Source organism: Hyphomicrobiales bacterium (genome assembly GCA_017642935.1).
Lineage (GTDB): Bacteria > Pseudomonadota > Alphaproteobacteria > Rhizobiales > MH13 > MH13.
The window spans coordinates 80,185-100,743 of sequence record JAEPOK010000002.1; the positions used below are offsets into that span (position 1 = coordinate 80,185).

Sequence of the window (20,559 nt, forward strand, 5' to 3'; positions counted from 1 at the left end):
AAGGGATGGCCGAGGCCAAGCCTGACGCTAGCGAGTGGCGCCTAATGTATGGTTAACAAGCCATGAACAAACGCTTCGGGGAGGCGGAGCCCCAGACGTCGACGCCCTAGGCGGCGTCTGATTGCGCGCCGCCGGTCAATACCGCGTAGATGCCCGTGGCATGATCTGTGGATCGGATCTTCTCGGCCAGAACTTCATCGCGCAGTACGCGGGCAATGCGTGCCAAGGCCTTCAGATGATCGGCGCCAGAACCTTCTGGCGCTAAGAGCACGAAGAGCAGATCAACCGGCTGGTCGTCGAGCGCCTCAAAGTCGAGCGGGTTGTGGGCGCGGGCGAACAGGCCAACTACACCGTCCAGCCCGGGCAGTTTGCCATGTGGGATCGCCACACCATGCCCAACGCCTGTCGAGCCAAGCCGTTCGCGTTCCAACAGCGTGGTGAAGATGTCGCGCTCGGCAAGACCGGTCAGCGATGCGGCTTTGGCCGACAGCATCTGAAGGGCCTGTTTCTTCGACGTTGCTTTGAGCGAGGCGATCACACCGTCCGGCGCGACCAGATCGCTTAAGTCCATACCCATAATGGCTCCATCCGCGCCGCACCAAGCGATCGGGTGATCGCAGTTCAAGGTGACGAGGCGCGTGAGAAAAACGTTTCAGGGCGTCGCGTTACCCTACGCGGCGGGATCAATCCAGCCTATATTTCCATCATTGCGCCGGTAGACGACGTTGATTTGGCCAGTCGCGGCGTTCTTGAACATGACCAAGGGCGCGCCGGAAAAATCAAGATCAAGCACTGCGCTGGCGACCGTCAGCGTCTTCACTTCGGTCTCTGTTTCCGCAACGACTGTCGGGGCAAAGTCCTCCGAAGGCTCCTCGTCTTCATCAGGGCTGGCGAAGGTCACGTAGCTCGCTGCCGCCATCGCGGCGCGTTCTGATTTGTCCTGATGATGATCTTTTAGGCGGCGCTTGTAACGACGCAAACGTTTTTCCAATCGGGCCGAGGCTTGGTCAGCGCTTTGGTGTGGATCGACCGACAGACCGGTCGATTGCATGATCGCGCCCGAATCAAGGTGGATGGAACAATCGGTGCGAAAACCCGAGCCCTCGCGCTCCATGGTGACATGGCCTGAGTAACCGCCGGAGAAGTACTTTGCCACGGCGTCGGAGAGCTTGTCTTCCACATGCCCGCGCAGGGCGGTGCCGATATCCATGTTTTTCCCGGTGATTCGCAGGCTCATGGCCATCCTCCTTCTTCGAAAAACGCGCAATCAGCGCATTTTGCCGTGGGTTCTTGGAAAAGCAGGCTGACACGCGGTGCGCCCTTCGCCAAGCCCCCATAAGGTGTGTTGCCAGCGCACCCATCCACCAGTGATGGGTTGGCCATGATCGGCAATCGAGCGTTAGGCCGGCATGGCGGCGCGTTTTTCCCGGCGGCGCTGAACGGACGATGATATGCGCATCGACTCGCGATATTTCGCCACGGTGCGACGGGCGATATCAACGCCATCATCTTTCAGCGCTCTGACCAACTGATCATCGGAAAGCACCTTTTTGGGGTCTTCAGCGTCGATCAGTTTTTTGATCCGTTGACGCACGGCCTCAGCAGCATGCGCATCGCCTCCATCGGCGGACTGGATGGCGGCGGTGAAGAAGTATTTCAGCTCGAAAACGCCGCGCGGCGTGGCGATGTATTTGTTGGACGTCACCCGGCTGACGGTCGACTCGTGCATCTCAATCGCTTCGGCAACCTGACGCAGTGTCAGCGGCTTCAAATGATCGACGCCGCGCGCGAAAAAGCCATCCTGCTGACGCACAATCTCTTTGCCAACCTTGACCATGGTGCGGGCGCGTTGGTCCAAGCTTTTCACCAACCAGCTTGCCGATTGAAGCTGCTCAGACAGATAGCTCTTTTCGTCAACCGAGAGCGTCGCCCGGTCGATCTGCGCATAGTAGGTGCGGTTGACCAGGACCCTCGGCATGGTCTCCGGATTGAGTTCCACGCCCCAAGTGCCGCCTTGCTCTTCGCGCACAAAGATGTCCGGAATGACGGTCTCAACTGGGCTGCTGGAAAAGCCACGGCCTGGCTTGGGATCAAGGGCGCGAAGTTCCGACAGCATCTCGGTGATGTCGTCGACATCGACGCCGCATTTGCGCCTCAGGCCGGCGAAATCGCGTTTTGCCGCCAGCTCCAAATGGTCGAGCAGTGCCTTCATGGCGGGGTCGAAACGGTTCTTCTCGAGCAATTGCAGCGCCAAGCATTCGGCCAATGAGCGCGCGCCGACGCCCACCGGATCAAAGCCCTGAATGACGCCAAGCACCGCCTCGACCATTTGGACGCTCGCGCCAAGCCGCTCTGCGACCTCGTCAGGCGTTGCCTGCAGATAGCCGTTTTCGTCAATGGCATCGATCAGCATGCGGGCAATCAGGCGTTCCTCGGGCGCGGTGATCGCCATGGTCATTTGTTCACTCAGATGCTCATGCAAAGACGTCTCGCGCGTGACAAATGCGTCGATGTCGGGACGATCTTCCAGCGCCGCCCCATTGCCACCCGGAAGGGCGAGACTTGGCGTCAGCGGACCGACAGGCGCGTCTTCGGGAAAGACATTGTCAGCGGCAGTATCGAGATTGTCGGCAACCGTCTGGGCACTGGTTTCCAACTGATCGGACGTCCAATCGGGGCGCTCATCGTCCCGAGCCAAGTCAGGGCCATCGTCGCTTGGAATTGGATCTTGGACGTCCTCGCTGGCGTCATCGCGTTCCAACAAGGGGTTCTGCACAAGTTCGCGCTCAACAAATGCCGAAAGCTCCAGCGAAGAAAGCTGAAGCAGCTTGATCGCCTGCATCAACTGCGGCGTGATCTGCAGCGATTGGCTTTGGCGCAGGACGAGTTTCGGCGACATACCCATGCGCCGATGTAAACTGCTTCGCCATGGGCAAGCAAGCCTCATGCCAAGCAGGAGTTAGGAGAGGTTGACAGGCCTTAAATGTTGCCGGTTAAAGCGAGAAACTTTCGCCCAAATAGAGCCGGCGGGCTTCCGCGTTGGAGACGATCGCATCCGGTGTGCCTTCGGTGAGCACCGTGCCAGAATGGATGATCGTCGCACGGTCGATCAGGCTGAGCGTTTCGCGCACATTGTGATCTGTGATCAAAACACCGATGCCGCGCGTCGTCAGATGACGGACCAAGGCACGAATGTCGTTGACGGCGATCGGATCGACGCCGGCAAAGGGCTCGTCTAGCAAAATGAAGGCCGGGCGGGACGCTAGCGCCCGTGCGATCTCACAGCGTCGGCGCTCACCACCCGACAAGGCGATGGACGGCGTATTCCGCAGTGCTTTGATCTGAAATTCATCAAGCAGGGATTCCAGATCGGCCTGGCGCTTGTCGGCGTCCGCCTCAACCAGTTCGAGCACGGCCATGATGTTCTCTTCGACCGTCATGCCGCGGAAGATCGAGGCTTCCTGTGGCAGATAGCCAATGCCCAGGCGCGCCCGCTGATACATGGGCAGCTTGGTGATCTCATTTCCATCAAGATGGATCTGCCCCGCATCGGGCAGAACCAGACCGGTGATCATATAGAAGATCGTCGTCTTGCCGGCACCGTTCGGTCCAAGCAGACCAACGGCTTCGCCGCGCTTGACGGTCAGCCCGGCGTCACGCACCACAACGCGGCCCTTGTAAGCCTTTCTCAGGCCCTGAACGACCAAGGCATCGCCAATAACCGGGTGTTCGTAGACTTCGTAGGGCTCAAACGGCAAGGCATCCTCGTCGACCAAATCGGTCCCGTTCTTGCCCCCATTGGTACGTCCGTTGGCACTTCTATCGGCCACGGGATTGGCTGTTTGCCCAATCAGTCTGTCAAAGTCATGGCTGAGCCGGTCAAGCGGATCGCGTGGACGCAAAATTCCCCAGCGTACAAGCATCGCCGACGGGTCGGAAAACCCATCGAGCGTGCGCCCGAGTTTGGCAAGAGACTGATTGACCAAACGCATGGTGCGCCTATTGCCCCCCACCCGGCGAAAACACACCGGTGACGCGCCGTGAGCCGGAGTCCAAGCGGCTTTCCCGCGTCGTCAAATCGACCACCAATTCCTGCCCGCGCACCAAGTTCTCGCCTTGCTGCAGAACAACGCTTCCCGTCAGCGTGATGATCTCCGTGACAAAATCGAAACGCGCTTGATCGCCAGATGCGTACTGGTCTTCGGAGCGGATTTCGACAGCGCCTATCGCTTCGAGCAGACGCAGGCCTTGGTTGCTGGTCGGCCCAATCGCGCCATCTTCGCCAGACTGGTAATGCACGCGCAATTCGCGTGTCCGCAGAGTCGCCGTGCCCTGAACAACTTCAACGTTGCCGCGGAAGATTGCTACGTTTTGCGCGTCGAGCACTTCAAGATTGTCGGCCTCGATCTCGATGGGATCGTCGGATTCCTGGGAAAAGCCGCTCAAGCCGTCGGCGAGCGTTTGCGCATGGGCCAGGTTGGCGCCCAGTGCAATCGCAGCGAAAGCCATCAAGGCCAACCAAACTAAGCCAGCGATGCGCATACTCACGTCCCGTCCTGCGCCCCATCCGACGCACCGTCTTGCGCCGGTGTGAACACCATACGCACGCCATCGGTAAACAGGAGCCGTTCACCGCCGTCAAATCCTTGAACGCCGCCAGCATCGAGTGTGACTTCATTGTTGGCGATCCGCACCGGCTCTTGTGAGCGCAATGTGCCGTTTTCAAGATTGACTTCACTGACGCCCAAAAAGGCCTGGCCACCGGAGGAAAGGCGCAATTCCACGCCGCCTTCTTCAAACACCATAAGCTGCGTTTCGCTATCAAACCGTGCCTGAGGCGCGACGATGAAGGCTTGCTCATCGTCATCAAGGGTCATCTCGCCTTCGAGCTGGCGCATCGTGATCACCGGGTTCACCGATAGCGATTGAAACGCCTCGGCGGCGCGCAACTCATAAGGTCGGCCGTCATCATCCTCGCCGCGAAGCACCGGCGCGTCCATCGCGATGCCTTCATCAGTTACCGTCACATCGGTGATTGTAAGCTCTGGAATGGTCGCCGTGGAGTACCACCAGCCAGCAAGCACCACGACCACACTGACCACGCCGGCGGCAGGCACAAGTAGGCGCAAAGCGCGCACTCTGGCTGAGTGGCGCCGCGCGGCGGTGAAAGCATCGGCCCGGTTTTCGGGCGCGGTGACGCGTTCACGAGTGGGCGAAGATATCGCTGTCACCCCACCCCAACAGATCGAGTTTGGCGCGTGTCGGAAGGTAGGCGAACGATGCTTCGGCAAGCGCACGGCGCTCTTCCCGGTCGAGCAACTCGTCGAGTTTGGCCTTCAGCGCGTGCAGATGCAGCACATCGGAGGCTGCATAGGCTTGCTGGGCCTCGGTCAAGGTCTCCGCACCCCAGTCGCTTGATTGCTGTTGTTTGGACATGTCCACGCCCAAAAGCTCCTTGGAAATCGACTTCAGACCATGCTGATCGGTGTAGGTCCGGGTCAGTCGAGAGGCGATCTTGGTGCAGAAAACGGGCGTTGTCATGACGCCGAACGATTGAAACAGCAGCGCCACATCAAAGCGGGCGTAGTGGAAGATCTTGGTGCGCGCCGGATCGGCCAGCAGTGCCTCAAGATTGGGTGCCGATGTCTGGCCCTTGGCGATCTGAACCACGTCAGCGGACCCATCGCCGGGCGAAAGCTGCACCACACAGAGGCGATCGCGATGCGGATGCAGCCCCATCGCTTCGGTGTCGATGGCGATCTGGTGGCCATAGGCGTCCAGCGAGGGCAAATCGCCCTTGTGCAGTCGAATGCTTGTCATGAAATCGGCCCGGAAATTGGTGTGCGTGCCGGTGTGCATAGCAAGCCGGAGTTAACGGGTCCAATACGCGCAATGCCGCGTGCTCCCTTGATGCTCGGTTTGGCAGGCAACTGTCTTCAGAGGAAGTGGGATAGCAATGGTGCTGCCGGAGAGATTTGAACTCTCGACCTCTCCCTTACCAAGGGAGTGCTCTACCCCTGAGCTACGGCAGCATTTATCAAGGCGCGCGTGATGCCACAGCCCATACGGGCGTGCAAGGGGGCCGGTCAAGACACTTTCGCATCCGACTACGGGCTGTATCAGGGTTGCATTGGGCAAGCGATCTTGGCGAGGACTTCGGGCGTCCCTATACCTTGATGCCAAACCAACAGAACGGTTGGACGCGATGAAGGATACATCCCAAAAGCCAGCGAACGCCTCGGGCGAGTCCAAAGACGACGATGACCCGCGAGCGGCGGCGCTACGCGCCAATCTGGCCAAGCGCAAACAGCAGGCGGGCGCCCGGCGCGGTGGCAAGGCGGTCGGCAAAAAAGAGCCCTCGGTGTTTGATCGGTTGAAAGACGGGCAAAGCTAAACGCCCCAGCCATTTACTCTCGTTCCGGTCAGTCCGCCTTGTTGATGCCCGGTTTCTTGTGTCTTGCCCCGATTGGCCGTAAACGAGCGGCTTGCTTGTTAAAAGAGAGCTCACCATGGACAAGATCCGCATCGTCGGCGGCAACACGCTGAACGGCACCATCCCGATCTCCGGCGCAAAGAACGCCACATTGCCGTTGATGATCGCGAGCCTGGCCACAGCCGAAACCCTGACGCTGCACAATGTCCCGAATTTGCAAGATGTGGTGACGCTGTCGCGCATTCTCGGCAATCATGGCGTGGACTATGCCGTGGCCGGTCGTCGCCCTGGCGCCAAGCGGGCCTTCGGGTCGACGGTGAACCTCACCGCCAAAGAAATTGTCGATACGACGGCGCCTTATGATCTGGTGCGCCGGATGCGGGCGAGCTTCTGGGTGATCGGACCGGTCTTAGCCCGCATGGGCGAGGCGCGTGTGTCACTGCCTGGCGGTTGTGCCATAGGCACACGTCCCGTTGATTTCTTCCTCGACGCGTTGTCCTCGCTCGGCGCTGACATCGAGATCGAGCAGGGTTATGCCATCGCCGAAGCCCGCAAGGGGCTCATCGGCAACCGCATCGCCTTTCCAAGAGTCTCTGTCGGCGCCACCCATGTGGCTATGATGGCGGCGGCGCTGGCCAAAGGCGAAAGCGTGATTGAAAACGCCGCCCGCGAGCCCGAAGTCGTCGATGTCGCAACCTGCCTCAACGCCATGGGCGCCAAAATCGAAGGCGCCGGAACCTCGACCATCCACATACAGGGCGTTGATGTGCTGCACGGCGCGGAACATTCGGTGGTGCCCGACCGCATCGAAACGGGCACCTACGCCATGGCCGTGGCGATAACCGGCGGCAAGGTGACGCTCACTGGCACGCGCGCGGAACATCTGGGCGCAGCGCTCGACACACTGGAAGAGGCCGGCGTTTCGATAACCCGCGAGAAAGATAGTCTGACCATTTCACGCAATGGCAATGGCATCATGCCGGTCGACGTGACGACAGAGCCTTTTCCTGGCTTTCCGACCGATCTACAGGCGCAACTGATGGCGCTGATGACCATGGCGCAGGGCACGTCGACGATCAAAGAAACGATCTTTGAAAACCGTTTCATGCATGTGGCCGAACTGGCGCGGCTTGGCGCCAATATTCGCCTGGATGGCCAAAACGCCTATGTCGAAGGCCAACCGTTTTTGACCGGTGCTGAGGTGATGGCGACCGATTTGCGTGCATCGGTCTCGCTGGTGATCGCCGGGCTTGCGGCCCAAGGTGAAACCACAGTCGGCCGCGTCTATCATTTGGATCGGGGCTTCGACAATTTGGAAGAAAAGCTTTCCGCCTGCGGCGCAGAGATCGAACGTTTGGCGGCCTAACCACCGATGACTGACACCCCCCAGCTTCTGAAGCTTACCGCCTTCGACAACGAGGATTTGGCAGTTGTTTCAGCCGCCATGCAGGACGCGATCGTGAAGACCGGCGAAATGACGTATCTGCCAGGCGAGAAGCGTTTCGCGATGGTCGCCAACCGGTTCGCCTGGGAGGTGAATGCGGAGCGCGACAAGCCACCCTATGAACGCCGGCGCACTGGCTTACAGGTGACGCGGAGCTTGAAGGCAGAGCTGGCGGGCCTTGATCTCAGCCGTCCCGATGACGTGCTGGAGCTGCTTTCCATCGCCTTTGAAGCATCCGATGATCCGGCAGGCACGGTCACGTTTGCCTTTGCTGGCGGCGCCACGGTGCGACTTCATGTTGAGTGTTTGGAGCTTGCCATGGCTGATCTTGGCGGTGCATGGACGACAGACGCTCTGCCGCAGCATCCCGATAGCGACGCTTTGGCCGACGCTTAGGATCCGGCCTCCAGGCCAGAACCCTACCTGACCACTTGATTTGTGAGACTGCCTCATGGCCCAGCGCCTCGACACGCGCGATGACACGTTCGAATCCGACTTTGCTGCCCTTCTTGGTGCCAAGCGCGAAGAAGCGGCCGATGTGCGCGAAGCGGTTGATACAATTCTCGCCGATGTGCGCGCGCGCGGCGACGAGGCTGTTTGCGCGCTGACCGAGCAGTTTGATCGTCTTGCCCTCACGCCCGACACAATAAGGGTGAGCGAGGATGAGTTGGAAGCCGCTGCCGACGATGTGGCCGTCGATGTGCGCGCGGCGCTTGATCTGGCGGCGCAGCGTATCGAAGCGCACCACACACGGCAAATGCCGAAAGATGACAGTTACACGGATTCACTTGGCGTTTCGCTGGCCTCGCGTTGGACGCCAATCGATGCCGTCGGGCTATACGTGCCAGGCGGCACGGCGAGCTACCCATCCTCGGTGCTGATGAATGCCATCCCCGCCAAGGTGGCCGGTGTCGAACGCGTCGTCATGGTCGTGCCAATGCCAGACGGCGAAACCAACCCGGCGGTGCTTGCCGCAGCCAAACGCGCCGGCGTTGATGAAGTCTATCGGATCGGTGGCGCGCAGGCGATTGCCGCACTCGCCTATGGCACCGACACCATCGCCCCGGTGGCCAAGATTGTCGGGCCCGGCAACGCTTATGTAGCTGCCGCCAAACGCGCGGTGTTCGGCACGGTCGGCATCGATATGATCGCCGGCCCTTCAGAAGTGCTGGTGATCGCCGATGAAACCGCCAACCCGCAATGGGTGGCCGCGGATCTGTTGGCACAGGCCGAACATGATGAAGCGGCACAATCGATCGTCATCACGCTTGACGATGATCTTGGTGATGCGATTGCTTTGGCCGTCAGCGCGCAGGTCGTCGAGCTGCCACGGCGGCCCATTGCGAGCGTCAGCTGGCGTGACTATGGCGCCATCATTCGTGCCGATGACCGCGAGGAAGCGGTCGCGCTGGCCAATCGAATCGCCGCTGAACATTTGGAACTTGCGGTCGATGACCCTGAGGGCATGATGGACGGCATCCGCCACGCCGGTGCCATCTTCCTTGGCCACCACACGCCCGAAGCTATTGGCGATTATGTCGGTGGCTCCAACCATGTGTTGCCAACTGCGCGGTCAGCCCGGTTCTCCTCCGGCCTTTCGGTGATGGATTTCATCAAGCGCACCTCAGTGCTCTCCTGCACACCCGACGCGCTGGCCAAACTCGGTCCGGCGGCACAAACTCTGGCGCGGACGGAGGGGTTGACGGCGCATGCCCGTTCCGTTGCCATACGCTCCAACCAGGCCTAAGTCCGGCGAGCGAGCACCATCCTCGGCCGATCATCAATGACTGCGCACAAAGGCCGTTAAGAGGACGTCATGCTACCCGAATCCGGCCTCACCACACCCAAAAGCGATGCGTCTGAACAAGGCCCAAACCGGCTTGTTTCAGTGAACATTGATGAGGTGTCCATCGGCCGGTCGAGCCCAAGCATCGATCATGAACGACAGGTCGCGATCCACGATCTTATCGAGGAAAATTCCTTCGCGTTGCCAGGCCATGAACGCGGCCCCTACAGCCTGAACCTTGCGGTTGTGGAGCGTCGTTTGGTGTTTGATGTGCGCGAAGCTGCATCCGGCGAACCGGTGGCGGCGCACATGCTGGCGCTGTCGCCGTTGCGGCGCGCGGTGAAAGACTATCACCTTATCTGCGACAGCTATTATGAGGCGATCAAAACGGCCAGCCCCAGTCAGATTGAGGCCATCGATATGGGTCGGCGCGGGCTGCACAATGATGGTTCGACACTTTTGATGGAGCGCCTTGAGGGCAAGATCGAGATCGATTTTGAGACCGCGCGGAGGCTTTTTACGCTCGTCTGCGTGTTGCACTGGAAAGGCTGAGGCCGACCGGTGGTCGAGGATGCGCCCGGCGGTCCCTCTCCCGACCTGCCTCCAGGTTCGCCGGGCCAAACCATGCCGGGCCAAACCATGCCCGGCTCTGTTCTGTTCGCCTGTTCGATGAACGCTGTGCGCTCACCGGTTGCCGAATTGCTGGCCAAGCATTTGGTGCCGGGCAAGTTCTACATTCAATCGGCCGGGGTCCGGGCTGGCGAACCCGATCCGTTCACGGTCGCGATCATGGATGAGATGGGGCTCGATCTTGCCAAACACCGTCCACGGACATTTGAAGATATCGAAGACAGTTTTTTCGACCTCATCATCACACTGGCGCCAGAGGCCCATCACCGCGCCTTGGAGATGACGCGCGACCAGGCGGTCGAGGTTGAATATTGGCCAACGGTCGACCCAACCCTTGTTCAGGGCTCGCGCGAGCACATCTTAGAGGCTTATCGCGCCATGCGCGATGGTTTGGCCCTGCGCATCAAAAAACGGTTTGTGCAGGATTAGACGGCTGCCAGTCGGACGCCAATCGCAACCCAACGCAAAGCCAACCGCAAACCAGCCTGCAGCCTTGCAGGCGCAAAGCCTTCACTTGTTGCCGCTTTTCGGCTACATCGCCCCGCACCAACGCATGTTGACGGGCGTCGCGCCGTGCGCCCTGGCAGGGCACATGGCCCGGCTTGCCCACCTCACAAACAGGAACCGTATGACCAAAGAAGAAGTTTTGGAGTTTCCCGGTGTCGTCACCGAACTCCTGCCCAACGCGACGTTTCGCGTTAAGCTTGAAAACGACCATGAAATCGTCGCCCATACCGCTGGCCGTATGCGCAAGAACCGCATTCGCGTGCTTGCCGGCGACAAAGTGCTTGTCGAAATGACGCCCTATGACCTGACCAAGGGTCGCATCACCTATCGCTACAAATAGCTGGCTGCTGCGCCAAACGAACCAGGCCGCCACAACTGGGGTTTGGCCGTGACCACCCACACAGGATCGCCACCTCGTGCTGTCGCTTTCGCAAACCTCACGCCCCAAACTCGTGCTTGCCTCGGCCTCGCCACGCCGATTGTCGATGCTTGAACAGATCGGGCTGATCCCGGATCGGTTGGAGCCGGCTTATGTGGATGAGGCGCCGCAGCGGATGGAACTGCCGCGCAATCTGGCAGTACGGCTGGCGCGCACCAAGGCGCTGACCGCACAGCGGCGGATGGCGGTTGAGGATGATTTTCGTGGCGCGCTGGTGCTGGCCGCCGACACGGTTGTCGCGGTCGGACGGCGTATCCTGCCGAAAGCCGAAACACGCGAACAAGCGCAGCGCTGTCTTGAGCTTTTGTCCGGTCGCGCCCACCGGGTCTATACGGCAATTGCGCTGGTCGACACCAAAGAGAATTTGCACAGCCGCCTGGTGGAGACGCGGGTTCGGTTCAAGCGCCTCTCGCGTGCGGATGTTGCCGCGTATCTCACCACCATGGAATGGGACGGCAAAGCCGGCGGCTACGCCATCCAGGGCAGCGCCGGCGCCTTCGTCGTGCAGTTGGTCGGTTCCTATAGCGGCGTGGTAGGCCTTCCGCTTTATGAGACCGCGCAAATGCTCACCGGAAACGGATTGCCTGTAATCGATGCCTGGCAGGAGACCGCGCCTGAGGCACAATCGGCATGATGTATCGCGCAACGCTGGAAGGCGCGGCATGAGTACGGGCCCCGCAAGCAAGGACTGCCCGGTATGCGGCAAACCGATGGTCAAAGACCATGCGCCCTTCTGCTCAGCACGCTGCAAGGACGTTGACCTCAACCGATGGTTGAGCGACGGCTATTCCATCCCAGGGACGGTGGATGATGACAGCGAAGGTACTGAAAATCCGGACTTCGCGGAAAATGCGAACAATAATTTCCCAACTGGAACAACCCGCCATTGACGGGATTATACGTACGTAATTAACCAGTTCTTAGCCTTACTCCCCGCATGGTCGCCGTCACGACACGCATAGGTTGCGTTATTGACTGCTTATGCAATGGGGGATGATTGCAATGAACAAGGTTCTTTCGCTTAAACAGATGATCTTTGCCGGGTTTGGATTGGTCCTTGCCCTTTTGATCGTCTTGTCCTTGGTATCGCTACGCGGCACCAACACGATTGGTCACGACTTTACTGATTACCGACAGGCAGCCCGCGAAAGCCTGTTGGTCAACGAAGCTGCCCAAAATCTGCTCTCAATTCGGTTGGGCGTGATGCAATACCGCATCAACAACAGCCCAGAGTTTGCCGATCAGGTTCATCAGGGTGTCGCGGCGCTGGGCGTTCTCAAGAACGAATTGGCCGACTTCATGGTCGACGACACGCAGGCACAGCGGATTGTCAACCTATCGGGATTGCTGAACGCCTATGAGGCTGGTTTCGACCAAGTCGTGGCCGCTCAAGGACAGCGCAATGAACTGGTGCCGATGCTCAACGCAAGTGGTCGAGACGCACGTTCGGTCATGAGCGAACTGATGGGTGAGGCTTTCAATGGAAGCAACGCGGATGCGGCTTACATCGCAGGTGTCGTGCAACAGCATCTGATGCTCGCCCGATATTATGGCGAGAAGTACCTTCTGGAGAACCGGCCTTCAGATCAAGAACGCACGCTCGAAGAGCTTGCTCTTGCCGACGCCTCTGCGCAGTCGTTGGAGCGCTTTACGCGCGGTTCGTCGCTTGCCGATCTTCTAGAACAGTACCAGGCGCACGCCGATGAGTTTCAACGCCTGTTCGTTGCGATCACGGAGATCATCGTCCAGCGCAATAACATCCTTTCCGACCAGCTCGACACCATCGGGCCGCAATTGGCCGCGGGCTACACCGAAGCCCTACAAACTGTGGTTGACACGCAGAACACCGTTGGCCCTCGCGCAGCAGCCGAAGTTGCCAGTGTTGGTCGCACCACGATGATCATTGCGTTGGTAGCGGTGCTTCTGGGTGGTGCGGCAGCCTTCTTCATTGGTCGTCTGATCGCTCGGTCGATCGCCAATGTGGTGGCTAGCATGACCGATTTGGCTGATGGTCGCCTCGATATCACCATCGAAAGCGCAGATCGCAAGGACGAGTTGGGTGACATGGCCCGCGCGCTCCTCGTGTTCCAGGAGAATGGCCGGGAAAAAATCCGTCTCGAAGCTGATCAGGAAGAACAGATCCGCTTAGCAGCAGACGAAAAACGCCGGACGATGAATGAGATGGCCGACACGTTTGAAGCCAATGTCAATGGCGTGGTGTCGGCGGTTTCGAGCGCGGCTGAGCAGATGGTGAGCCTGTCGAACGCGCTTTCCGAAGCGGCAGGCCGTGCCGGCGAACGCTCAACCGCCGTGGCAGCCGCCTCCGAAGAAGCCTCCACCAACGTGGAAACTGTCGCTGCTGCATCCGAAGAGATGACCAACTCCTTGTCGGAAGTTTCCGAACGCATCGGCCAGTCAGCTTCGAAAACCGACGAGGCGGCGCGCGGCGCCGAGCACACCACGACAACAGTGGCCAAGCTCTCAACCAGTGCCCAGACGATCGGCGATGTCATCTCCATGATCTCCGACATTGCCGAACAGACCAACCTCCTGGCGCTTAACGCGACCATTGAGGCGGCGCGCGCTGGCGAAGCCGGCAAAGGCTTTGCCGTCGTGGCCAGTGAGGTGAAGAGCCTTGCCAACCAGACGGCCAAGGCGACCGAGGAGATTTCCGCCCAGATCACCGGTATGCAGAGCGACACCGACGCAGTTGTCGATGCCATCGACAAGATTGGCGGCATGATCCAGGACCTGAACAGCACCTCCTCCTCGATCGCGGCGGCGGTGGAAGAACAGCATTCAGCGACACAGGAAATCGCTCGCAACACACAGCAGGCGGCCGATGGAACGCGCGAGGTTTCTTCGAACATCACCGAGGTTTCGACCGCTGTTCAAGAAACAGGCCAGGCGGCCAGTGAAGTGCTCAGCGCCTCGTCGCAACTGGCCTCAGAAGCCGAACGGTTGCGCGAAAGCGTGGGGGACTTCCTACGCAATGTGCGCGCCGCCTAGGCGCATATCCAGACCAACATCACCACGCCGCCGCGCCCCCGGCGCGGCGGTTTTTTCTTGGCCGGAAATGTTGATCACAGGCGTCTTGCGCTGACCCGGGCCATTGCCTATAAGGCCGCTTCGTGATGCACCGCAGCGGCGCCTTAGCTCTGCCTCCATCGCGCGCCCAGGTAGCTCAGTTGGTAGAGCACGCGACTGAAAATCGCGGTGTCGGTGGTTCGAACCCGCCCCTGGGCACCATATCTTCCCCGCGCCGTTCTTTCAGAACAACCGCATGGTTGCCCCTGATCTGGTCCTTCGGACCAACCGCTTGGTTTCTCCTGCTCCGTTCGTTCCGCCCGCGCTTGCGCCAAAGGCACAGAGCAACAAGAGTTCTACCCAGCTCCGGATCACGTAATCGGATCATCCGACGTATCGACGATCACTGAGACAGGTCGATGGTCGCTGGTTTCGCCCTCACCGGGCTTGAACACACGGTTGGCGGCCACATGATGCTTGTGCTCAACGAAGCCAGCCTTGGACCGCACGCGCATCCCGGTGTTGTGAAACGCGTCGGCGCCGACCACCCCTTGGGTGAACATGATGTGGTCGAGCAATATGCGATCGGAGCGGTGCGGGTCCCAGACATCATCGAACTCGGCCGACCAGCGCATGTTCTGCTCGCCCGCCGGTGAATAATCAAACAGTGCATGGTTGAGGAACCGATTGGCGAAGAACACATCGCCCTGGAGGTTCGAAACAAGATCGTGCAGCAGATAGCGCCGCTCGAAATACTCCTTGCCGATCCCGTCGTTCAGGTCGCCGACCAGAAGGACCGCCGGGTTCGGCTCGTTGCGGAACCTATTGTCGATGAAGTAGCGAATGTTGGTCGCCTCGGTCGAGATCTTCATCCGGGCGTTGATCGCCAGAAGCTCGAAATCACGGATGCGGCGCCGGTCGCTTCGTGATTTCCTCGGCTTTTTCTTTAGTCGGGCAACGGCGCGCACAATCGAGTCCCGCGCGACATATTTCGATTTCAGATGGGCGCCGATGACGTCAAACTGATGACCATCGCGGGTGCAGGTGAGAACCTGCGGCCAGCGATAATGGGTGTGATCGCCGTCTGGAATGTCGAGACTGTCCTCTTCATCGTCAGCATCATCCTCGGCCTCAAGCTCAGCACGCAATTCCTCTTCGATGCGAGCTGTTTTTCGCCGTTCCATCCAAAGCGGATTGTCGATCGGCCAGGTGTCCTTGTGTTCGCCTGAATCGGTTGCGCCAACATCAACCCGGCTTTCCTGCTCGGTCGCCGCAATCCAGTTGTCGCGCGGCAGGATCGTCGGCTGAAGCTCGTCCCAGCGATCAGTCTTCACCATGAAACAGATCGATTGACTGCCACGCGCCTTATAGTCACCATCGTCAGCGCGTGGAACAAGGCGCCATGTGTCGCCAAGATCTTCCTCACAGAACGTGACAAGCTTATCGAGCGCCTTCACCGATGGTCCTTCCTGAATACACAGAATATCGGGATTCATGAGTTCGATTTGGCGGGCGATCTGCGCACGTTGCTTGGCGAGAATTTCTTTCTCTGTTGGCTCAGTGATCACCCGTCCAAGCATGGTTCGCTCCATGCCGTGCAGCATCTTGTGCATCCAGGCGATGTTCCAGGTAGTGATCTTGATCGACATCAGAACCTCCGCAAAAGGTCAGCCTAAGACCAAGATGATGACATCTCCAAGACAGCTCAACGCGCCAGACTTTCTATCCTGTTCTTTAGAGATCGTGAGATCACATCGTCGAACCACCGATGGTTCGCAGGGCGCAGCATGCCGGCTGAGTTAAGGACGTTGACAAAAGGCAACCGGTCTCGCCCCCGCCCAGCCATAAGAACAGGCTAATCGATTGCCGCATCCCCTTTGAACCGGCTAAGGTTCTCGGGTGTGGCCATTGCAGCAGGTTCGGGGGTGCTCGATGACTTGGCTCCGCTACTATTATCAGGCCGTTATCCAGGCGATAGCGATTGTGGCGCTCAGTTTGGGTGGCCTTGCTCTTTGGCTCGTCCCGACGATTGTGTTTGCGCTAAACGGCGTCGCTGACGAGGTCGTGCCCAATTACGACGGCGTTGAGCGCACAATGCCGTTTGAGGACGGACCGCTCTACCTGTCCTCGGCGTTGATCGTCGTGGTAATGGCCCTTTGGGTCGGCATGGTCGCCCTCACCTTTGGTACACTTTCCACCTCAGCCGGTTTTCTGGCCGGCTTGGTTGAGGCCCAACCTTACTGGGCGTTGATCGGCGGGGCCTTCGGCGTCGGCATGTTGATCGCTGCGGTTGCCAATGTGGCGCACGAATTCTGTCACCGGCTCGACCGCCCCGTTCATCGATTTCTCGGTCAGCTTTTCTTGGCGCTGGCGCTGCATCCCAGCCTGCCGATCGAGCATGTTTTTGGTCACCACCGCAATGTCGGGACTCACTGTGACCCGGCGACGGCCCGGCGCGGCGAAGGCTTCTGGCGCTATTTCGTGCGCTCGGTTTCAGGGACTTTCATCAACGCCCATCACTTTGAGCAACGACGGCTGCGCAAGGACGGGCCGATCGGTCGCTTCATCTACAACCGGACCTTTCAAGGCTATGGCGTTCTCACCGGCTGGATGCTGACAGCCTTTGCGCTCGGTGGCTTGCCGGGCCTACTCGCATTTCTGCTCGTGGCGGCCATCGGCTTGGTGATCGTGGAGCTGTTTCAATATATCAGCCATTACGGCTTGGTCCGGGTGCCGGGCACGCCGGTGCGCGCCGATCATTCTTGGGAGTGGTCACGGGTGGCGACCTCAAGCTTCATGCTCAATCTGCCACGCCACTGCGCCCATCATCTCAATGGTACCAAAAGCTATTGGGCGCTTAACGTCACGGCACAGGCGCCGACCTATCCGCTCGGACCGAACCTGATGGCCTTCGTGGCGCTTCTGCCGCCGCTCTTCCATCATCTGGCACGGCCATCTTTGGATGATTGGGACCGCCGATTTGCCACGGCGGCCGAAAGAGCCTACGCCACCGATGGCTTGCGACCGGCGCTTCCAACCAGGGGCCATGTTGAGAGCCGTTCCTGACGCCTCGCGCTGACCTGATCGATGCGATTTCTGCCTCTCCTGGCGCTCCAGCGCCCTCTGGCCGCGGCGCTGTGCGTGGCAGTTCTGGCATCCCTTGCGGTGGCCGGTCTGCTGCGCCTCGGATTCGACGACGGCATGGAAAGTGCATTCGCTGGGCAAACGCAGGCCTTCCTGGATTTCAGCCTCAATCGTGAGCGTTTCACCCCGGCAGAAGGCGATATTGCTGTCAACATTCGTGCCGACGCTGCACTCATGGGCACGCAGCTTGAAGCGGTGCGCGGCTTCACGCTGGATGCCGCCTTTGCACCGCATGTGGATTCCACGGTTTCGGTGTTTGCGCTGCGCTCCCCACCGGTTTCTGGGTCGCCGTCCCAGCCTTTGCTGCCGCTTGATTTGGCAGGCGCCGACGATCTTCCAGCGCTGCTTGCGAGCGCGCGCGACCATCCCCTTGGTGGTGACCGCCTGGTCTCCGAAGATCTGAGCCAGACGCTCGTCCTTGTGACCCTGCGGCCTGGCGAGGCCGATCTGGAAAGCGCGCGCGAAACGATCACTGAGCTTGAAGCGCTTACCGCCGACCTTTCCAACGCCGACCAAAACCTGGATGTCGCAATCACCGGTATGGTGCCGATCCGGCAGATCGTCATCGACGGCCTCTTGCGCGATCTCTTGGTGCTCAACGCCATTGGTATCGGCATCGGGTCGCTCATCTGCATCATCGCGCTGCGCTCGGTGCTGCTGTCGCTTTTGACTGGCCTGCCAGCGGCCTTGGCCCTGCTTTGGGTGCTCGGCGCGATGGGCTGGCTGGGGTTGGAGATCAACACTGTCACCAATGCCATTCCGGTGCTCATCCTGGTGCTCGCGCTCTGCGATAGCCTGCATCTGACCTATGAGGTTAGACGCCAGGCGCCGCTGCACGCAGACCTTGCCGACGCCATCAAGGAAGCTGCCGTCCGGGTTGCGCCGGCCTGCGCGCTTACGTCATTCACAACCGCCATTGCCTTTGCTGCCCTGCTGATCTCGCCCTCTGAACTGGTGCGCAGCCTTGGCTGGTCCGGTGTTGCAGCGACTCTAATCTCGCTTCTGGCCATACTGCTTGCCCACCCGTTGGTTTTCCTTGGCGCCAGCCGCACGCCCGTCCTCTCCATGCACCTTGAGGCGTTGCTTGCGCGCCCGCCTGTTCGCAGGTTCACAGCCTTTCAGGGCCACGGCATGTGGCGCTTCGCGATGCGCCGCCCGCGCCCTGTTGCGGCCGTTTCACTGGTGGTGCTCGTCGCGGCGCTTGGCCTCTTCAGTCAGGCGCGGCCGGAGTACACGTTCCTTGAAAATGTCTCGCCGCAGAACGAGGCCTTTCAGGCGCTGCGCCAAGTAGACGCCGCAATAACGCCGACGGCAGCTATCGATCTGCCCGTTCGACTGACCGGCGAGGGTGACCTTCAGCGGGTTGCAAGCGCTGTCGACGCAGCCCGGGTTGCCGTTCCCGATGGCAAAATCTCGTCCTTGTTGGATATCGCATCCTGGATTGGCGCGCCTGTCGCGAGCGCGACGCTTGAGGATCTTGAGACCGTCTTGGACCGGCTCAGCCCGACGCAGCGCCTGCGCTATGTCTCAAGCGATGGCGCCTGGGCTCTTGTCCGCCTTTATGTGCCCGACCAGGGCGCCCAGGCGACCCAGATTTTGCTTGATCGCTTGCAGGACCGTTTGGAAGATTTGGAGGTCCCCGCCGATGCGGTCGGGCGCCCAACCGGCCTGCTCACGATGTCATCAACGTCGAGCCTAACCATGATCGGTCACCTTAATATCAGCTTCACGGTCGCCGTTCTCGCTGCAGGGCTGTTCGTCGCGGTGTGGTTTCGCAGCCCGCTTTATGGGCTGGTGGCACTGGTGCCCAACATCCTGCCCATCGTCTGTGTCGGTGCCTGGCTGTTTCTCAGCGGAAACGGCCTACAGTTCTCAAGCGCCATCGCGCTCACCATCGCGTTCGGGATCGCGGTCGATGACACCGTTCATGTGCTCAACCGGCTTCATCTGGTCGCTCCTCGTGACAGGCCCTTCGATACGCAGAGTGTGCGACAGGTCTTTGACGACCTAGCACCCGTGTTGGTGACAACCACCGTGGTGCTCGCGTTCGGCATGCTCGGCAGCCAGTTCAGCGCGGTGCCGACGATTGCCTATTTCGGCATTCTTTGCATCGTTGTCTTTGCTTTGGCGCTGATTGCCGTGCTTGTCGTTTTGCCTGCGGTCATGCTCGCGCCAAACAAGTCGTCCGTTTCGGAGACGAGCGCTTGAATGTTTGCATCCGGCCCTCATGATTCACGTGTGCGCCTTAGGTTTAGGCGTGGGATCCTCTAGGTCGATCAATCTTGAACCGGTCCCCAGCATCGCCATATCGCGGTGATACGTTTCATCCACGACCCGCGATCCAGAGGAACCCCCATGCGTGATGCCAAAGCCCTTCTTGACCAATTTCTCGGCCAGGTGGACCTATCGAGCGTGACCGGCCAGGCCGGCGGCGGGCAGCAAGACGCGCCAGCCCAACAAGGTGTTGCCGCTGGTGGGCTTAATCTTGATAGCCTGCTTTCTGGCCGTGGCGGCTTGGCTACCAGCGCAGTAGCAGGCGGACTGGCCGGGCTGTTGCTAGGTGGGAAAAAGGGCCGAAAGATTGCTGGCGGTGCGCTAAAAGTTGGGGGCGCCGCGCTTGTTGGCGGCCTCGCCTACAAGGCGTGGAAAGACTATCAAGCCGGCCAGGCGCCAGGTGCCACTCCGCCGTCCAACCCTTCGGCAGGAACAGGTGGCGGATCAGCCGCGCCGCTTCCCATTGAAGACGCTTCCGGCACTGGCTTTATGCCGAACGATAGCGATGCGCAGGAAAGGCTTAGCCAGTCTTTGATCGCCGCGATGATCGGTGCTGCTAAAGCCGATGGCCACGTGACCGCCGAAGAGCGCGCGCGCATTAGTCAGGCACTTTCCAAGCTCACCATCGAAGGCGATCAGCGCGCCTTTATTGAAGAGGAACTCGCCAAGCCGCTGGACGTTGGTGCCATCGCCGCCACGGCATCGTCGGAAGAGCACAAGGTGGAGATTTATGCCGCCTCGCTCATCGCCGTCGATCCAGAAGGACCGGCCGAGAAAGGCTACCTTGCGATGCTTGCTGCGCGCCTTGGGCTCGACCCGAAGCTCGTGGAACATCTGCACGCCAACGCTGACCGGTTGCTCGCCGAAGCCTGATG

21 protein-coding genes and 2 tRNA genes are annotated in these 20,559 nt (G+C 60.0%); 14 read left to right on the top strand and 9 right to left on the bottom strand.

Translation table 11 applies throughout. The features are described from left to right. Nucleotides 1-106 precede the first annotated feature (106 nt). From ptsN to JJ917_09755, 8 genes are all read right to left on the bottom strand, one after another. The gene (gene ptsN / locus JJ917_09720; protein ID MBO6699097.1) at nt 107-571 is read right to left on the bottom strand and encodes a PTS IIA-like nitrogen regulatory protein PtsN; all 465 of its coding nucleotides are present in this window, start codon (nt 569-571) and stop codon (nt 107-109) included. Nucleotides 572-670: 99 nt separating this feature from the next. Beyond that, on the bottom strand, nt 671-1,237 hold the full coding sequence (raiA, locus tag JJ917_09725) for a ribosome-associated translation inhibitor RaiA (protein ID MBO6699098.1): 567 nt from the start codon (nt 1,235-1,237) through the stop codon (nt 671-673). 162 nt (nt 1,238-1,399) lie between these two features. Continuing rightward, entirely contained in the window at nt 1,400-2,905 is a 1,506-nt protein-coding gene (gene rpoN, locus JJ917_09730) for an RNA polymerase factor sigma-54 (protein MBO6699099.1), read from the bottom strand. Between the two features lie 88 nt (nt 2,906-2,993). After that, entirely contained in the window at nt 2,994-3,923 is a 930-nt protein-coding gene (gene lptB / locus JJ917_09735) for an LPS export ABC transporter ATP-binding protein (protein MBO6699100.1), read from the bottom strand. A gap of 76 nt (nt 3,924-3,999) precedes the next feature. Further along, complete coding sequence (locus JJ917_09740) at nt 4,000-4,548, bottom strand: LPS ABC transporter substrate-binding protein LptA (protein ID MBO6699101.1); 549 nt, start codon at nt 4,546-4,548, stop codon at nt 4,000-4,002. Then, nucleotides 4,545-5,231 (bottom strand): hypothetical protein, encoded by a 687-nt coding sequence (locus JJ917_09745; protein ID MBO6699102.1) that lies wholly within the window; start codon nt 5,229-5,231, stop codon nt 4,545-4,547. The genes JJ917_09740 and JJ917_09745 overlap by 4 nt, the downstream gene beginning before the upstream one ends. Continuing rightward, nucleotides 5,203-5,820, bottom strand: coding sequence for a ribonuclease D (locus JJ917_09750; protein MBO6699103.1), 618 nt, complete (start codon nt 5,818-5,820; stop codon nt 5,203-5,205). The genes JJ917_09745 and JJ917_09750 overlap by 29 nt, the downstream gene beginning before the upstream one ends. A 137-nt stretch (nt 5,821-5,957) precedes the next feature. Further along, nucleotides 5,958-6,032: transfer RNA gene (locus JJ917_09755), tRNA-Thr, on the bottom strand. 173 nt (nt 6,033-6,205) lie between these two features. Here JJ917_09755 and JJ917_09760 point away from each other — a divergent pair. The 11 genes from JJ917_09760 (at nt 6,206) to JJ917_09810 (ending at nt 14,488) form a co-directional block, all read left to right on the top strand. Then, nucleotides 6,206-6,394: a hypothetical protein gene (locus JJ917_09760; GenBank protein ID MBO6699104.1), complete on the top strand. Its 189-nt coding sequence runs from the start codon at nt 6,206-6,208 to the stop codon at nt 6,392-6,394. A gap of 115 nt (nt 6,395-6,509) precedes the next feature. Next, entirely contained in the window at nt 6,510-7,799 is a 1,290-nt protein-coding gene (murA, locus tag JJ917_09765; GenBank protein MBO6699105.1) for a UDP-N-acetylglucosamine 1-carboxyvinyltransferase, read from the top strand. Nucleotides 7,800-7,805: 6 nt separating this feature from the next. Continuing rightward, on the top strand, nt 7,806-8,273 hold the full coding sequence (locus tag JJ917_09770; GenBank protein ID MBO6699106.1) for a DUF2948 family protein: 468 nt from the start codon (nt 7,806-7,808) through the stop codon (nt 8,271-8,273). A 55-nt stretch (nt 8,274-8,328) separates the two neighbouring features. Further along, nucleotides 8,329-9,624: a histidinol dehydrogenase gene (gene hisD, locus JJ917_09775; protein ID MBO6699107.1), complete on the top strand. Its 1,296-nt coding sequence runs from the start codon at nt 8,329-8,331 to the stop codon at nt 9,622-9,624. Between the two features lie 69 nt (nt 9,625-9,693). Next, nucleotides 9,694-10,215, top strand: coding sequence for a UPF0262 family protein (locus JJ917_09780; protein ID MBO6699108.1), 522 nt, complete (start codon nt 9,694-9,696; stop codon nt 10,213-10,215). A 72-nt stretch (nt 10,216-10,287) separates the two neighbouring features. Beyond that, entirely contained in the window at nt 10,288-10,722 is a 435-nt protein-coding gene (locus JJ917_09785; GenBank protein MBO6699109.1) for a low molecular weight phosphatase family protein, read from the top strand. 199 nt (nt 10,723-10,921) lie between these two features. Next, nucleotides 10,922-11,140, top strand: coding sequence for a translation initiation factor IF-1 (infA, locus tag JJ917_09790; GenBank protein MBO6699110.1), 219 nt, complete (start codon nt 10,922-10,924; stop codon nt 11,138-11,140). 145 nt (nt 11,141-11,285) lie between these two features. Continuing rightward, nucleotides 11,286-11,873, top strand: a complete 588-nt coding sequence (gene maf, locus JJ917_09795) for a septum formation protein Maf (GenBank protein MBO6699111.1) — start codon at nt 11,286-11,288, stop codon at nt 11,871-11,873. A gap of 28 nt (nt 11,874-11,901) precedes the next feature. Continuing rightward, nucleotides 11,902-12,129, top strand: coding sequence for a DNA gyrase inhibitor YacG (yacG, locus tag JJ917_09800; protein ID MBO6699112.1), 228 nt, complete (start codon nt 11,902-11,904; stop codon nt 12,127-12,129). Nucleotides 12,130-12,241: 112 nt separating this feature from the next. Beyond that, nucleotides 12,242-14,248, top strand: a complete 2,007-nt coding sequence (locus JJ917_09805; protein MBO6699113.1) for a HAMP domain-containing protein — start codon at nt 12,242-12,244, stop codon at nt 14,246-14,248. A 164-nt stretch (nt 14,249-14,412) separates the two neighbouring features. Further along, nucleotides 14,413-14,488 (top strand) — tRNA-Phe (locus JJ917_09810). A 149-nt stretch (nt 14,489-14,637) separates the two neighbouring features. Here the strand turns inward: JJ917_09810 and JJ917_09815 are convergent. Beyond that, complete coding sequence (locus tag JJ917_09815) at nt 14,638-15,915, bottom strand: hypothetical protein (protein ID MBO6699114.1); 1,278 nt, start codon at nt 15,913-15,915, stop codon at nt 14,638-14,640. Between the two features lie 283 nt (nt 15,916-16,198). Between JJ917_09815 and JJ917_09820 the strand changes: the two genes are divergently transcribed. The 3 genes from JJ917_09820 to JJ917_09830 all read left to right on the top strand — a co-directional run bounded on the left by JJ917_09820 (nt 16,199) and on the right by JJ917_09830 (nt 20,557). Next, entirely contained in the window at nt 16,199-17,332 is a 1,134-nt protein-coding gene (locus tag JJ917_09820) for a fatty acid desaturase (protein MBO6699115.1), read from the top strand. A 21-nt stretch (nt 17,333-17,353) separates the two neighbouring features. Next, the gene (locus JJ917_09825) at nt 17,354-19,618 is read left to right on the top strand and encodes an MMPL family transporter (GenBank protein MBO6699116.1); all 2,265 of its coding nucleotides are present in this window, start codon (nt 17,354-17,356) and stop codon (nt 19,616-19,618) included. 147 nt (nt 19,619-19,765) lie between these two features. Beyond that, nucleotides 19,766-20,557: a DUF533 domain-containing protein gene (locus JJ917_09830; protein ID MBO6699117.1), complete on the top strand. Its 792-nt coding sequence runs from the start codon at nt 19,766-19,768 to the stop codon at nt 20,555-20,557. Nucleotides 20,558-20,559: the final 2 nt, after the last annotated feature.

Bases quoted from the DNA above. Each gene is read 5' to 3' on its own strand.
- ptsN (MBO6699097.1), bottom strand. From the start codon at position 571: ATGGACTTAAGCGATCTGGTCGCGCCGGACGGTGTGATCGCCTCGCTC.
- raiA (MBO6699098.1), bottom strand. From the start codon at position 1,237: ATGAGCCTGCGAATCACCGGGAAAAACATGGATATCGGCACCGCCCTG.
- rpoN (MBO6699099.1), bottom strand. From the start codon at position 2,905: ATGGGTATGTCGCCGAAACTCGTCCTGCGCCAAAGCCAATCGCTGCAG.
- lptB (MBO6699100.1), bottom strand. From the start codon at position 3,923: ATGCTTGTACGCTGGGGAATTTTGCGTCCACGCGATCCGCTTGACCGG.
- JJ917_09750 (MBO6699103.1), bottom strand. From the start codon at position 5,820: ATGACAAGCATTCGACTGCACAAGGGCGATTTGCCCTCGCTGGACGCC.
- JJ917_09760 (MBO6699104.1), top strand. From the start codon at position 6,206: ATGAAGGATACATCCCAAAAGCCAGCGAACGCCTCGGGCGAGTCCAAA.
- murA (MBO6699105.1), top strand. From the start codon at position 6,510: ATGGACAAGATCCGCATCGTCGGCGGCAACACGCTGAACGGCACCATC.
- JJ917_09770 (MBO6699106.1), top strand. From the start codon at position 7,806: ATGACTGACACCCCCCAGCTTCTGAAGCTTACCGCCTTCGACAACGAG.
- hisD (MBO6699107.1), top strand. From the start codon at position 8,329: ATGGCCCAGCGCCTCGACACGCGCGATGACACGTTCGAATCCGACTTT.
- JJ917_09780 (MBO6699108.1), top strand. From the start codon at position 9,694: ATGCTACCCGAATCCGGCCTCACCACACCCAAAAGCGATGCGTCTGAA.
- JJ917_09785 (MBO6699109.1), top strand. From the start codon at position 10,288: ATGCCGGGCCAAACCATGCCCGGCTCTGTTCTGTTCGCCTGTTCGATG.
- infA (MBO6699110.1), top strand. From the start codon at position 10,922: ATGACCAAAGAAGAAGTTTTGGAGTTTCCCGGTGTCGTCACCGAACTC.
- maf (MBO6699111.1), top strand. From the start codon at position 11,286: ATGCTTGAACAGATCGGGCTGATCCCGGATCGGTTGGAGCCGGCTTAT.
- yacG (MBO6699112.1), top strand. From the start codon at position 11,902: ATGAGTACGGGCCCCGCAAGCAAGGACTGCCCGGTATGCGGCAAACCG.
- JJ917_09805 (MBO6699113.1), top strand. From the start codon at position 12,242: ATGAACAAGGTTCTTTCGCTTAAACAGATGATCTTTGCCGGGTTTGGA.
- JJ917_09815 (MBO6699114.1), bottom strand. From the start codon at position 15,915: ATGTCGATCAAGATCACTACCTGGAACATCGCCTGGATGCACAAGATG.
- JJ917_09820 (MBO6699115.1), top strand. From the start codon at position 16,199: ATGACTTGGCTCCGCTACTATTATCAGGCCGTTATCCAGGCGATAGCG.
- JJ917_09825 (MBO6699116.1), top strand. From the start codon at position 17,354: ATGCGATTTCTGCCTCTCCTGGCGCTCCAGCGCCCTCTGGCCGCGGCG.
- JJ917_09830 (MBO6699117.1), top strand. From the start codon at position 19,766: ATGCGTGATGCCAAAGCCCTTCTTGACCAATTTCTCGGCCAGGTGGAC.